We start from the raw sequence: 14,017 nt of genomic DNA, 5'->3' as shown, positions 1-14,017 counted from the left end.
AAACTGCGCGTATTGCACGCAGATGTTTGGAGTGAAGAATTTTGCTAGGCCGTATTCTAAATAAGTTTCTAGGCGCCACCCCATATCCTGCCGGCCAGACTGCCGCGATTGACACCGGGCCCTTCGGGTTTCTTGATGCGGTGCAACGCGGGCTGGCGCACCGTGCCAAGGTCTATTTGGCGACGGGCGATGACCGTCAGGTGCTGGCTGATCTGCAAGCGAGCGTTGGCGCGAAACAGACTTACGATCTCGATCGTACCAATACCGGCTCTGTGACTGCGACCAACCAGCTTTGTTATGACCTTGATGGTCAGCCAGAGGCGTTGGCGCGCTATGCCGAACTGCGCCATGCGATGGGGATGGGGTTTAGCCTGACGATCCGCAAGGGTAGCGAACATTTGGCCAGCATCCCTGATGCTGTCCGTGTCTTGCTACATTTTTGCGGAACCACAAACCGTGAACCTGTCGAAACGCCGACCACATGGGATGATCTGCGCGCCGCTGTGAAGATTTTGGGTGGGCAGGACATTGATATCATCCTCCATTGCCTTCCTGCGGACCGCTACGTAGGACGCTTCATCACGCTGGATCCAAAAACCCAAGGCATTATGGGCGCGCAGTTTGATACCGTGACCTTTATCGCGGCCATTGAGCGTCAGGATGCAAAGGTTCGCGCCAGCGTTCTGGAGCGTTGGGCGAAGATGCCCTTTACCAAGGACCCCGGTTTTCTGCCGTTTCTGTTTCAGCAAGGTCATGAAACCTCGGTCACTTTGCGCAAGAACGCGGCAGCTTTGTTGCCCAAGCATGATGGCGCGGCAGTCACCGCGCTGGCCATAGAGATGCTGGCGGCGAAGACAGCGACGGCGCGGCATTTCGCTGTCGAGGCCCTTGGTACGGTGGGTAGCCCTGCGGCGTTGGACGCCCTTGCCGCCCATAAAGAGCATGAGAAATCGCAATCTGTCCTGACCACGCTGGAACTGTTTGTTGGTGCCCCCAAGACAGAAGCGCCGACCGTTGAGAGCGGTTATATTGATGCCAGCGGCGCCCATGTGCCGTTGCCGCCTGATGTGCCGCTCGTCGATGATGGCAGCAGCCCGCTGGATGACAGCTTTCTTGCGCAGTTCAGCGCGGTGGACGCCAAGATGCGGCAGACCGCCGAGGACAATTACGAGCGGCAACGCTTAGTTTGGATCAAGCACGGTAAGAAAACCAAAGAGCCGCAAAAGAGTGTCGTGGAACCGATTGGCCCGCATTGGCAAGAGTTGTTGAACACACCTGTTGTCCATGATGCGCCAGATGTTCGCTGGTCTGTGCCACGGATAGCGAATCGCTATGCCGACATTGTAAGCCCGATCATTGACGCCGCCCTTGACCAAATTCCCTTACGCCGTGTCATTGATTTGGCTTGCAAAAACGGAGGAAGCCTTTCGGGTGTTCTTGAATGGCAGCATGATCCGTTTTCAAATTATGTACGGGGTGCGATTGCCGATGGCCGCCTCAGTTTCGCGCAGGTCGTCAAGATTGCGAAACAGAACAAGGTCGGTTTTGAATACAGCACACCGGCTGGCGAACGTAAGCCGGAGCATTTCGAAGCGGGTTATGTCAGGCACGTCATCTCGACCCGGCGGTACCATGGCGGCCGCGGTTTCGTGCCGGGCGTATGGCAGATTGCGGCGGATCATCTGCCGATACTGATTGCAGCCCTTCCTCCGCGTGGCACTGATTTGCGCATGGCGCAGTGCGCGCTTGAGGTCATTGCTGACTTCCCCTCTTTGCCCGCTGATTTGGTCCAGCCTTTGCTGTTTGTGGCCATCGACGACCGGGCCCGCCTGCGTGATCCGGCCCAAAAGTTGCTGGCGGATGCCCCCGGCATTGATGACCAGTTGATCGCGATTTTGGCCGATAAGCGTCAGGCTGTGCGTGCCAATGCTGCACGCTTTTTGGCGGATCGCGGTGCGAAAGCGGCCCTGCCTGCTTTGGTCAAGCGGCTGAAGACCGAAAAATCGGAACTCGCCCGTGCTGATCTGATTTCAGCCGTGGCCCGGCTGGGCGGTGATACGACGCCCTATCTGGGCCGCGATGCCTTGATGAAAGAGGCCAAGACCTTTGTGGGCAAGCTGCCTGATGCAAAGCTTTCCTGGTTGGAACAGTCCACCGCACCGCGCCTGCAATGGGCAGACGGGTCTGCGGCTGATCCTGTTATTCTGGATGCGTGGTTGCGTCTGGCGCTGAAGCTGAAGTCGCCGCTGGGATCGCCGCTTTTTGGGTTGTACTTTGATCAGATGACACCGGACAGCGTGACGGCTGTGGCCGACTGGGTTTTGAACAGCTGGATTGGCTATGACACCGACAGGCCTGTTGGGCCTGCGGCCCGCGCCAAGGCTGAAGAGCGGGCGAAACGCGACATTGCGTCAAAAAGTAGTTGGATGGCGCATGTCGGCTATTCGCTGGAACAGATCACCGAGATCTATTTGCGCAGCATGGCGTCGGGCTATCCCAATTCGGGTGCGGATAGTAAGGGCATCCTTGCGCTGACCCATCGTGCGACCCCGTCCACCGCTGGCCCTGCAATTGCCCGCTATCTCAAGCAACACGGCAAGCGCGTGTCGCAGGCCAAAGCAATGGTCGAGACGCTTTATGGGATGGGCAGTCAGGATGCGGTGCAGGTGCTGGTCGCGACAGCCACCCGGTTCAAGCAACGCAGCGTGCGCGAACTGGCCGAACAACTGGTGGCCGATCTGGCCGAAGCGCGCGGCTGGACGCAGGACGAACTGGCTGACCGGTCGGTGCCTACCGGCGGGTTTGAGGATGACGGCACCATGCTGCTGGAGGTTGGCGAGGACGCCAAACCTTATGTCGCGCGTCTGGCCAGCGATCTAAGTGTCAAGCTATTCAATCCGCAAGGCAAGGAAGTGAAATCCATCCCCGCTGGCACGGATGCCAACACCAAAGAAGCCAAGGCACTGCTGAGTGCGGCGAAAAAGACGATCAAGACCGCGCAAGCCCAGCAACAGGCCCGACTTTATGACGCGATGGTCAGCGGGCGCAGCTGGGATCGCCAGACCTGGCAGGATGATCTGACGCATCACCCGATCATGCAGCGGTTGATTGAACGGGTGATCTGGCGCGGATTGGACGCGAACGGTGACCTGATCACCGGCCTGCGCCTGACCCCGGAAGGCGAGGTTCTGGATGCCGCTGGGGATGATGTTGATATGGCGGGCATAGCCAAGATCGACGTGGCCCATACCGCCAATCTGCCGGATGAAGATCGACAGGCTTGGTTGGATCACCTCAAGGACTTTGAGGTCAAACCATTGTTTGCCCAAGTGTCCCGTCCGGTGCGTGCTTTGACTGATATACAAAAGAACGACACACGACTGACCGACCGCGAAGGCTGGATGATGACGACGTTCAAGCTGCGTGCGGCGGCCAAGAAGGCGGGCTATGACCGCGCGCCGATTGGCGATGGTGGTGGCTTTGATGCTTACCGCAAGGAGTTCCGCGGTGCCCAAATTTGGGCTGATTTGTATTTCACAGGTAGCTACGTATCAGAAGAGGACATTCCCGCGGCGATCAAACACATGCAATTCACCCAGATGAATGACGGTGGCGCATCGCGTGCTTTGACGCTTGCCAAGGTACCCCCGCTCTTGCTGTCAGAGGTCTGGAACGATCTGCATGAGATCGCGAAATCCGGGGCCTTTGACGCAGATTGGGAAAGTAAAGGACTGTACTAGGTTGCAGCGCTTCAAAAGCAGATCGGATGTGAGATGAAATCACTGTTGAGCAGGCTGAACCCGTTTGGTGATGCGACCACGAAGCTGATCACCCATGATCTGAGCCGCCTGAATAAGGTGAAGGCGGGGATGGGTGATACAGCGGTCACATATGTGCTGCGCGGTGAACCTGAAACCGTTCTGTCGACCCTGACGCAAGCGGGCGGTGGACAGCAATTGCAGGTTGGCGTGTCTTACGTCGCCTACAACAACACCGAGGATTGCCATCTGCGGCGGCAGCTGTTGTTTCTGGATATGGCGCCTTTCAATGCTGATCTTCTGGCGCGTTATGCGCAGGTGCTGGCCGCTTCGATGACGGCCAAGTCCGACAGGTTGGTGGGATCGGCCAAGACCCCTGCTGCATTGCGCGTGCTGTTGACCGAAGTTGCGATTGGGGCCTGTGATCCTGGCAAACGGTGGCAGGCTGTGGCCCGTGAAACCCCGCCGAAGGGTCTGACTTTGGATCAGTTGGTGCCGATGACGCAGGCTTTGGACGGCACGATCCCGCAGTTGTTTGAAACCCTGTTTTGGGACAACAATGAATACGGCACCCCCAGCATCAAGCCTTATCGTGATTTGATCGACCTGCGCGCCCTGGTTCTGGCGCATACGGGTGATGCGCTGAAGGGTGTTGCGAAATCCCCGGCACAAGGCCGCGAGGCTTTTGTGAAGGCTTTGCACAAATGGAAGCTATCGGATCAGCAACCTTTCCTTGATTTTGTGTTGGCGTCTGCCGGTGATCCTTCGAAATCAGTGCGTGCGGCGGCGGTGTCCGTTTTGCGCAATCTGTCTGCTGATACCATTGCGCCATTGGCCGCCCAGCATTTAGCCAAAGGCACCGTTGGCGTGCGGGCCGGGATGGTTGAGATTTTGGCGGGTTTGGGGACGGAGGCCGCGACCGAAACCCTGCGTGCCCATCTCAAGACTGAAAAGACGGCGCGGATCATCGCGGCGATTGAAAACAGCTTTTCTGCGGGCGAAATGACCGGCGATAGCGATCAACCGGGTGATGATGCCACGGGCTATACCGCGATTGACGGCAGCCGTGTTGAAATCCCGCCGTTGCAGGCGTTGCAGGATGGTCCGGCGCTGACGCTGACTGCGGAAGATCGCAAGCAGTTGAAACAGGCGATCGCGGCGCAAAATGAAAAGACAAAGGCGCATAACGCGAAATATCCCAAGGGGTATCAGGCACCGACCCTCGGGCTAAATTTCATGAGCAAGTTAGAGGCCCATTTTGGCGACACGCTGAAGGACGATTCCGTCAAGCAACAGGTCCGACGGTTTTTGATCAGCAATCCCGGCGGCTGGACCGCACAGGCGCTGGATCGGATGGCCGAGAAGCAGGCTCTGACCTTCGGGTTCCGCTCTATCTATCATCTGCCCGGCTGGATCAGCCCCTACCGCCACGGCCCGTTTGAGGACTATTTCCAGAAATATCTGGCCTCTGACCATGCCGATTTGCGGGCTATTGATGCGCTTTGGCAAGAGATGGGTGTTCAGATCACTGTAGGCGGATGGGGTGATCGTCGCACGCGGAAGGCAGCCAAGGGTGACGTGTTGCGGCAGATGATGCCAGAGTATGCCAGCGTTGCTTATGATGCGCCCGCAATGCTGAGTGATGCAGCACTTTGGCCTTACATTGCGGATAATTTTGACGTGATGGACCATGCGATGGGGGTGTCGGCCAACACTGATGGGAAATTGAGCCAGACGATGGCGATCCGGTTCCTTGCCGCGCTGCCCAAGACGCCGATGCGGTATTTTGTGCCGCTCTTGGAAGTCGCCACGGGCGAGCGCAAGACTGGCAAGGCCGAGGCGCGCGCGCTGCTGGCTGATGTTCCACAGGTGACCGACCGTCTGATTACTTTGCTGAAAGACAGCCGTCAGGTGATCCGCAAGGGGGCTGCGGAATGGCTGGGCGCGCGCGGCAACGCAGAGGCGATCCCGGCGTTGAAAGCGCAGCTGAAGAAAGACAAAAGTGAGCTGGCGAAGGCTGCGATCCTGACGGCACTTGAGGCTTTGGGCGAACCGCTGGACAGTTATGTCGGCCCCGCCGCCCTGATCCGCGAAGCAGAGGCAGGGTTGAAAAAAGCCAAGTTTGACAAGCTGGAATGGCTGAAACTTGATCATATGCCACCGGCAAAGTTCAAAAATGGCAAGGCGGTGCCTGCGGATGTGTTGAAATGGTGGCTCTATCTGGCGTTCAAACTGAAGCAACCCGGCGGCAATGCGTTGTTTGAGATTTACCTCGATCAGCTGGCCCCTGACAGTGCCGCCAGTTTCTCGCAGTGGATTTTTGACAGTTGGATGACCTACGACACGGTTGTGCCCTCTGACGAAGAGGCGATTGCCCATGCTGACAAGCATATAGCCCAACGCCAGCAGTCCTATAAACGCTGGTATCCCGATATGACCCGTGACCAGATTTACGCGCAGCTTAAGCGCGAAATGAAGTCGCAGTATCAAAACACAGGTGCGGCGACCAAAGGCATCCTTGCTTTGGCGTCCCGCGTGCCCTCACAGATCGCGGCTGACCGGGTGCGCACCTATCTGCGCAATCACGGATCGCGCACATCGCAGGCGTCGTCCTTGCTTGAGGTGCTGGCCCATAAGGGCGATCCGGTGTCCTTGCAGGTCGTGATCGCGGCGGCCACACGGCTGAAGCAAAAGGGCGTGCAGGCATTCGCAAGCGAGCTGGTGCAGCGCGTGGCCGACACGATGAACTGGTCGCTGGATGAACTGGCGGACCGGACCATTCCTGCCGCCGGGATGAATGATGATGGCTTTGTTGATCTGCCTTGCGGGGTTGAGGGGAGTGCCTACCGCGCGACACTGGGTGATGATCTGACCTTTGTGCTGACCAATCCTGATGGCAAGGTGGTCAAAGCGCTGTCGTCCGGCACGGATGAGGCAACGAAAGCCGCGAAAAAGCAGTTGAGCGCGTCCAAGAAAGAGCTCAAGCAAGTGGTCACCATGCAGACGGCGCGGCTTTACGAGGCGCTTTGCGGTGAACGCGTCTGGCCGCTGGCCGATTGGCAGCGCGATCTGGCGGATCACCCGATTATGCGCCGGTTGGTGGCGCGGGTTGTCTGGCAGGGGCTGGACGCTGATGGCAGACTCATGGGCAATTTCCGCCCCACCATCGAGGGCGAGTTTACCGATGCCCAAGACGCCGATGTCGATATCAGCCGTTTTGCGGGCATCCGGCTGGCCCATGGTGCGACCTTGTCGGCGCAAGAGGCTGACCAATGGGCGACACATTTGCAGGATTATGAGGTCAAACCGCTGTTTGCCCAGTTTGGCCGCAGCCTGATCCGCTTGCCTGACGACCAAAGGGATGCGGTTGAGATCGTGGATCGCAAAGGCTGGGTGACCGAGACTTTTGCGCTGCGCGGTGCCGCGACCAAGCTGGGCTATGAACGTGGCCAGACCGAGGATGGCGGGTGGTTTTACAACTACCACAAGTCCTTCAAAGGTGTGGGGCTGACGGCAACGATTGAGTTTACGGGTAATTATCTGCCCGAGGAAAACCGCAATGCAGCGTTGATTTCGCTGAGTTTTGAAAAGGCCCAAGGCCGTTATGGACAGAAGGTGAAATTGTCCGAGGTGCCGCCTGTCTTGCTGTCTGAGTGCTGGAATGATTTTCACGCGATGGCCGCCAAGGCGAGCTATGATCCTGATTGGGAAAAGAACGTACAATGGTAGATGAGATACAACGCGCGCCCGCCGAGGTCCGCTATGGTGACGAAATCGCCCGGCTTTTGGCCGCCGATGCGGACCCCAAACCCAATGGTTGGCGTTTGTCTCCGCGTGCGGTGCGTCGGTTTATTCTGGGCGATGCGTCGCTGGATGTGCAGCAGAAATTCTTTGGTGATGATCCACTGGTGGACCGCTGCATCGTGTCGTTGATGGGCCATCAGGGCCTGATGCTGGTGGGCGAACCGGGGACGGCGAAGTCGCTGTTGTCGGAACTGCTTGCCGCGGCGATCAGCGGAACATCAAAGCTGGTCGTGCAGGGGTCAGCCGGGATTATCGAGGATCATCTGCGTTATGGCTGGAACTATGCCTTGCTGCTGGCCGAAGGGCCAAGCGAGCGTGCCTTGGTCGCGTCCCCCATCCTGAGTGCCATGCGCAATGGTCAGATTGCCCGGATTGAGGAATTGACCCGCTGCGCGCCAGAGGTGCAGGACGCCATTATTTCGCTAATGTCTGAAAAGACGATTGCGATCCCTGAACTGGGTGCAGAGGTCGAAAGCCGCGCCATTCCCGGTTTCAACCTGATCGGCACCGCCAACCTGCGCGACCGTGGTGTGCATGATATGTCCAGCGCGCTAAAACGCCGCTTCAATTTTGAAACGGTGCAGCCGATTGCGGATGCACAGTTTGAAAAGGAGCTCATCAACCGGCAGGTCGCACAGCGTATGGCTGACAGCCCGATTGCACCGGCGCTGCCGCCTGATGTGCTTGATCTGGTGGTGGATGTGTTTCGGGATTTGCGGACCGGCACGACCACCGATGGCGCCAGCGTCGCGATCCCCAACAGTGTGATGTCAACCGCTGAGGCCGTGAACGTAACCCATGCGGCCGCGTTGGAGGCGGCCTATCTGGATGACGGGACGTTGACGGCGGCGCATGTGGCCCGGCAGTTGGGTGGGACCGTTTTCAAGGACGATCCCGAGGATGCCCGCAAACTGCGCGCCTATGTGGATCAGATTGCCAAACCGCGTGCGCGCGGGTCGCGCGCATGGGCTGCGTTTTACAAATCGGCCAAAGAAAGCATGCGTGACTGATCGCGCGACATTTGCCCAACTTCGCGACGATCTGTTTCAGGCGGATCGCGGTCTTTATGTGGTGCCGGTCCGGCATCATTCGCCGGCCTGCGCTTGGGCTTTGCGTGCGCTGATCGCCGAGGTGAAACCGGCGCATGTGTTGATTGAGGCACCGGGCGACTTTGTCTCGCAAATTCCGCTGTTGCTGGACCCTGATACCAAACCACCCGTCGCCCTTGTCGCGTTGGTGGATGACGCGGGCGACCGCGGGCGGGTTGCCGGGTATTACCCGTTTTGCGATCACTCCCCAGAGTATGTTGCCTTGCAGGCCGGTGCTGCCATCGGGGCGGAGATGCAGTTTATTGATGCCCCTGCCGCGACCAAGGCGATGCGCGGTCAGTTGGATGGGACCGAGCCTGTTTCATTGCTGGATGAGCAGCGGTTTGACACCAATGACTACGTCAAGGCTTTGGCCCGCGCCACTGGCTGCCGGGACGGGTTTGAATTGTGGGATCACCTGTTTGAAACCCGGTTGGGGCAGTCTGACTGGCGCGGTTTCTTTGGTGATGTGGGCGTTTATTGTGCGGGTATTCGTGCGGCCACGCCGCAAGCGCAGATCGACGCGACCGGCGATACCATGCGCGAGGTCTATATGGCCCGCGCGGTCAAAAAAGCGCTGGCCGCTGGCGGTCCGGTTGTTGTGGTTGTTGGTGGTTTTCATGCGCCCGCTTTGTTGGGTGATCTGGATGATCTGCCCACGCCCGAAAAGCCCGTTGGCACGGCAGAGTGTTACCTGATCCGTTATGGGTTCCGCGCGCTGGATGCGCTGAACGGTTATGCCGCCGGGCTGCCGCAGCCGGGGTATTATCAGGCGTTGTGGGATCGCGCGCATACCAAGGAAACCCCCTATGATCTGGGGATTGATCTGCTGACGGATTTCGCGGGCCGGATGCGCGCAGAGGGGCATGACCTGTCCTTGCCTGCACAGGTCGAGGCGATGCGTGTGGCCAAGGGGTTGGCAGCACTGCGCGGGCGCAACGGTGCCATGCGCCATGATCTGATTGACGGGGTGCGCGCCGCGCTGATCAAAGGTGAAACGGCGGCGCAGGATATCTGGACGACGCGGTTTCAGGCGTTCCTCTGCGGGGATCTTTTGGGCGACGTGCCGGCCTCGGCTGGGTCGCCGCCATTGGTAGAGGACGTGCGCCGCCGCGCGCGTGCCCATCGCCTTGATATCAGCGATAGTGCGCAGCGGACCCGCAAACTTGATATCCGGCGCAAGGACAGCCATCTGGCTGCGTCCCGGTTTTTGCACGCGATGGGGCTGATAGGGTCACCCTTTGCAAGCCGTACCGGGGGGCCTGATTATGTCAGTGGCGTTCAGACCACGCTGCTGTTTGAGCATTGGCAATACGCGTGGTCGCCCCAGACCGAAGGCCATCTGATCAATCAGGCGGTTCTGGGGGATGAGTTGCCGACCGCTTGTCTGGTGTTCTTGCACCGCGAACGCGCGGCATTGATTGACGAAGGCCATGCCCGTGATCTGCCGAAACTGGTTGATATGCTGTTGCGTGGCCTTCTGGCGGGTCTTGGTGCGCAACTGGGCCCTTTCGTGGTGCAATTGGGCAGCGATATTCAAAACCACGGAACATTCGCGAGCGTGACTGTGGCGCTGCGCCGCTTGCTGTTTATCGTTCAATCCTCGGGTCCTTTGGGGGCGCCTGACGCGCTTGATCTGCGGGGCATTGTCGGCGCGGCTTATGGACGGCTGGTGTATCTGTGTGATGATCTGCCCCACACGTCCGAAGAGGATACGCAAGAGCGCCTTGATGCCCTGCGTATGATGAACGAAATTCTGCGCGATTGCGAGGCCATTGGCCTTGATCGCAGCCTGCTGGATGCGGCGATTGATCGGGTCGCTTTGGCCACCACCAACCCGGTTATTCTGGGGGCTATTCTGGCGGTTTGTGTGCAGGCGGGTACGCGCCCTGCGGCAGAGCTGGTGCAGGTCATGGAAGGCAAACTGACAGGGGTCAGCCTTGATACCGCCGATCAGATTGGCGTGCTGCGTGGCATCTTGCACACCAGCCCGCCGCTGTTGTGGCACGCGGATGGTTTGCTGGCGGTTGTGGACGCGTTCATTCGTAGCATTGATGAGGATCATTTTCTGGACCTGCTGCCTCATCTGCGGTTGGCGTTTACCCAGTTGAACCCGCGCGAAACGGATCGGGTGGCGCATGAACTGGCCGGGTTGCTGGGTGTGCAGGCAAGCGGGCTGATCAGTCACAACACCCAAGTGACCGACGCCGACCTGGCCGAAGGGCTGCGCGTTGAAAAGGCGTTGCGCGCCTCATTGGCGACGGATGCTTTGACCGAATGGATTACTGGGAAGGCCGCGTCATGAGCGAGGGTGCAAGACGCTGGCGTCTGGCGCTTGGGCGCTATGCCAATCAGCAGTTGGGTGGTCTTGGCGGCCAGGACGGGCGCATGGATCAATCGCTCGATTATCTTTACGGGCGTGAATATCAGGGGCGTGGGCTGGAACAGGATCGCGGACCCGGATCGCTGGACCCGACACAAATGCACGCACTGAACTGGCTGGGCAAGGCCAAGGGGCTGTTCCCGCAATCGGTGTTTGAAACGCTGCAAGGACATGCGTTGGACCGTTACGGGCTGACGGATTTGCTTAAAGATCCCGCGACGCTGGACAGTCTGGAGCCCAATCAGGACCTGTTAAAGGTGCTCTTGGGGTTTCATAACCGTGCTGATCCCGCGATCAAGGATAAGCTGCGCGAAGTCGCTGACCGGATCATTCGCGACATCATGGAACGCCTGCGCCATGATGTGATGCGCGCCTTCTCGGGTCGCCGGAACAGGTTTCGCCGGTCAAATATCCCTTCCGCTGCGAATTTTGACTGGCGCAACACGCTGCGCGAAAACCTCAAGACCTATGATCCCGATACGCGTCGGATTGTCGCCCAGACCTTGCGGTTCAACAGCCGTGAAAAGCGGCGGTTGCCGTGGACGGTGGTGCTTTGCGTCGATCAATCGGGGTCGATGACTGACAGCGTGATCCATTCTGCCGTGATGGCCACGATCCTGTGTGGTCTGCCGGGTGTGACGGTGAAGATGGTCTTGTTTGATACCTCAATCATTGATGTGTCCGATAAGTTGACGGACCCGCTGGATACTTTGCTGTCTGTGCAATTGGGCGGCGGGACGAATATCGGCCGCGCCGTGACCTATTGCGAGGATTTCATTACAGACCCCGAACGCACGGTTTTCGCCCTGATCAGTGACTTTGCCGAGGGTGCGTCGCCACGCGCGCTTTATGCAGCGCTTGCCCGGATGGCCGAGGCCCGCGTGCGGATGATCGGGCTGGTGGCTTTGGACGAACAGGCCACACCCTACTTTGATCCGATGGTTGCGGGCAAGGCCGCCGATATCGGCATGCAGGTGGGGGCGATGACCCCGGATAAATTTGCAGGTTGGCTGGCGGAGATCATGACATGACCCTGTCTGAGATGATCGCCGTGCATGATGAAACCGCCCTTGCCGCTCTTGTATCGGTGGGCGTTGTTCGCCGCGCGAAACGCGATTTCGAGGCCGGCAAGGCGGCTGTCGAGAGCCGCGACGAGGCGGCAGCAACGGTGACGGCAGACGGCAAGACCGTCATGATCCCGGCCAGCGGGCTGACGGCGGCGACATGCAATTGTCCCGCGACGGGGATTTGCCGGCATATTTTGCTGGCCACATTCGCGTTGCGCGAAGATGCCTCGGTTGAGGCGGCCCCGGTGACATCGGCCGCGGACGAATTGCACGCACTGGATGAGGTGGCTTTACGCAAATTCGCTGGTGCTGATTGGGACAAGGCGATCAATCTGGCCCGGATCAGTGGACGGGCCACTTTGACAGAAGATGGCGCAAACCTGTCGGTGCAATTACCCGATGTTGAGTTCCCGGTGGTGTTTCTGGCGGGGCAGGGGTTGGCGGGTGCTGTGTTTAAGGGGGCAAAAACCGCCAAGCGGCGGATGGCGGCTGCGGCGGCATTGATCGCCCGTGCGCAGTCCGGGGCGCAGGCGCTAGATCAGGTTACGCAGGATGAGGACAAGGTCGCGCAGATGTCACCTGCGTTTCTGGGCAAGGTGCAATCGGCGATTACCGCCTTGGTCACGGGCGTTTTTGGTGGCGGCGCTGTTGTGGCCGAGGATCTGGTGTTTGATTTGTCGATCTCGGCCCGCGCGCAGTCCGCGCCGCGCCTGACGGCGCTTTTGCGTGGGCTGGTTCAGCAATCGCGCCAGTACCGCGCCCATCACATTGATTTTCGCGAAGACCGGTTTCTGGCCGATGCGTCGCGCGCCTATGCGTTGGCCAAGGCGCTGGAGGCGCATCCCCAGGATACCCAACTGACCGGCACGCTGCGGCGCAACTACCGCGCCCATGATGATCTTGATCTGGTCATGCTGGGGGCCGTGCAATGGACTGCGGCCAGCGGTGCGCGTGGCTTGCGGGTCTATGGCTACGCCCCGCAGGAGGGCACCTGGTACACAACCGGGCAGGCGCGCGCCGCCGGGATGGACCCCGGGTTTTCCCCGCGCAACGCCTATGATGCGCCGCTTTGGTCCGGTGGTATCGCGCGCGAATTGATGGGCGCTCACGTGCATTTGCAGCAGGCGCGGGTGTCAGAGGACAATCAGATCGCATGGGATCATGGATCGGGGACCCGTCTGCCGATGCCTGATCTGATCCAAGCCGCGTTCCAGAACTGGGCCGAGGCGCGGGCGGATATCGCCAGACGCGCGTCTGTTGGGTTGCGCGGAACCGGTGCCCCGGTGCCCGTGTTGCTGGCCCCCGCCCATATCGGGGATGCGCAGTTCCACGATCTTGATCAGCGCTATGAGGTCAGTGTTGCGGACCAAAACAATGCGGCGATTGCGGTGACGATCCCTGCCGATCAGCATACGACTGTCGCTTGGCTGCAAAGCAATAAGGCCGCCGTGCGCGCGATGCTGTGCGAAGTGACAGCGGTGGATCTGCGGCAACAACTGACTTTGGTCGCGGTTCTTTTCAAAGCGGGCGATGGGACGTTGGCGGTCATGAACCTGACGCTGGATCAGCAGCCGCAGAAGAAGACTGCTTTTGGTGACCGAGCGCTTTCGTTTTTGAAGGATAAGGTGCGGTTTGGCGGGGTCGGGCCGGGTGCGTTACCTGCAGGGCAGGTCAGTGTGCTGTGCCATGCGGTTTTTGATAGCGTGGCCGAGGTGCTGCGGTTTGGGAAATCGCCGGGGCTGGGTGCGTTGACCGCGCGGGCCGATGATTTGCAACTGGCGCTTTTGGCGCAGGCCTTGCGCGATTTTGAAAAAGAAACGACGGCAGATCAGGCGATGCGCGTCAGCTATTTGGCCGCCCAAGCGGCACTGGCGGCATAGATGCGGAGGGCTGTGATCTTAGTCTGCAAGCGCTGGT

General features: G+C 59.4%; 6 protein-coding genes. All 6 read left to right on the top strand.

All coding sequences use genetic code 11. The features are described 5' to 3' along the window. Nucleotides 1-41: 41 nt before the first annotated feature. Genes MWU60_RS17170 through MWU60_RS17145 form a run of 6 tightly spaced genes read left to right on the top strand, consistent with a single transcriptional unit; the run spans nt 42 to nt 13,980 of the window. Nucleotides 42-3,740, top strand: a complete 3,699-nt coding sequence (locus MWU60_RS17170) for a DUF4132 domain-containing protein (RefSeq protein ID WP_247228624.1) — start codon at nt 42-44, stop codon at nt 3,738-3,740. Nucleotides 3,741-3,773: 33 nt separating this feature from the next. Beyond that, complete coding sequence (locus MWU60_RS17165; protein WP_247228623.1) at nt 3,774-7,487, top strand: DUF4132 domain-containing protein; 3,714 nt, start codon at nt 3,774-3,776, stop codon at nt 7,485-7,487. Further along, nucleotides 7,481-8,572, top strand: a complete 1,092-nt coding sequence (locus MWU60_RS17160; RefSeq protein ID WP_247228622.1) for an AAA family ATPase — start codon at nt 7,481-7,483, stop codon at nt 8,570-8,572. The genes MWU60_RS17165 and MWU60_RS17160 overlap by 7 nt, the downstream gene beginning before the upstream one ends. Then, on the top strand, nt 8,565-10,955 hold the full coding sequence (locus MWU60_RS17155; RefSeq protein WP_247228621.1) for a DUF5682 family protein: 2,391 nt from the start codon (nt 8,565-8,567) through the stop codon (nt 10,953-10,955). The genes MWU60_RS17160 and MWU60_RS17155 overlap by 8 nt, the downstream gene beginning before the upstream one ends. Continuing rightward, nucleotides 10,928-12,064, top strand: a complete 1,137-nt coding sequence (locus tag MWU60_RS17150) for a VWA domain-containing protein (protein WP_247228620.1) — start codon at nt 10,928-10,930, stop codon at nt 12,062-12,064. Before MWU60_RS17155 ends, MWU60_RS17150 begins: the two co-directional genes overlap by 28 nt. Continuing rightward, complete coding sequence (locus MWU60_RS17145; RefSeq protein ID WP_247228619.1) at nt 12,061-13,980, top strand: hypothetical protein; 1,920 nt, start codon at nt 12,061-12,063, stop codon at nt 13,978-13,980. Before MWU60_RS17150 ends, MWU60_RS17145 begins: the two co-directional genes overlap by 4 nt. Nucleotides 13,981-14,017 lie beyond the last annotated feature (37 nt).

It is taken from the genome of Yoonia sp. F2084L, assembly GCF_023015625.1.
In the GTDB taxonomy this organism is placed as follows: domain Bacteria; phylum Pseudomonadota; class Alphaproteobacteria; order Rhodobacterales; family Rhodobacteraceae; genus Yoonia.
The sequence above is the reverse complement of the archived record's forward strand: the minus strand, read 5'-3'. Positions and strand labels throughout refer to the sequence as shown.

What these genes read in the sequence shown, in the direction of transcription:
- MWU60_RS17145 (WP_247228619.1), top strand. Translation starts at nt 12,061, where the DNA reads ATGACCCTGTCTGAGATGATCGCCGTGCATGATGAAACCGCCCTTGCC.
- MWU60_RS17150 (WP_247228620.1), top strand. Translation starts at nt 10,928, where the DNA reads ATGGATTACTGGGAAGGCCGCGTCATGAGCGAGGGTGCAAGACGCTGG.
- MWU60_RS17165 (WP_247228623.1), top strand. Translation starts at nt 3,774, where the DNA reads ATGAAATCACTGTTGAGCAGGCTGAACCCGTTTGGTGATGCGACCACG.
- MWU60_RS17160 (WP_247228622.1), top strand. Translation starts at nt 7,481, where the DNA reads ATGGTAGATGAGATACAACGCGCGCCCGCCGAGGTCCGCTATGGTGAC.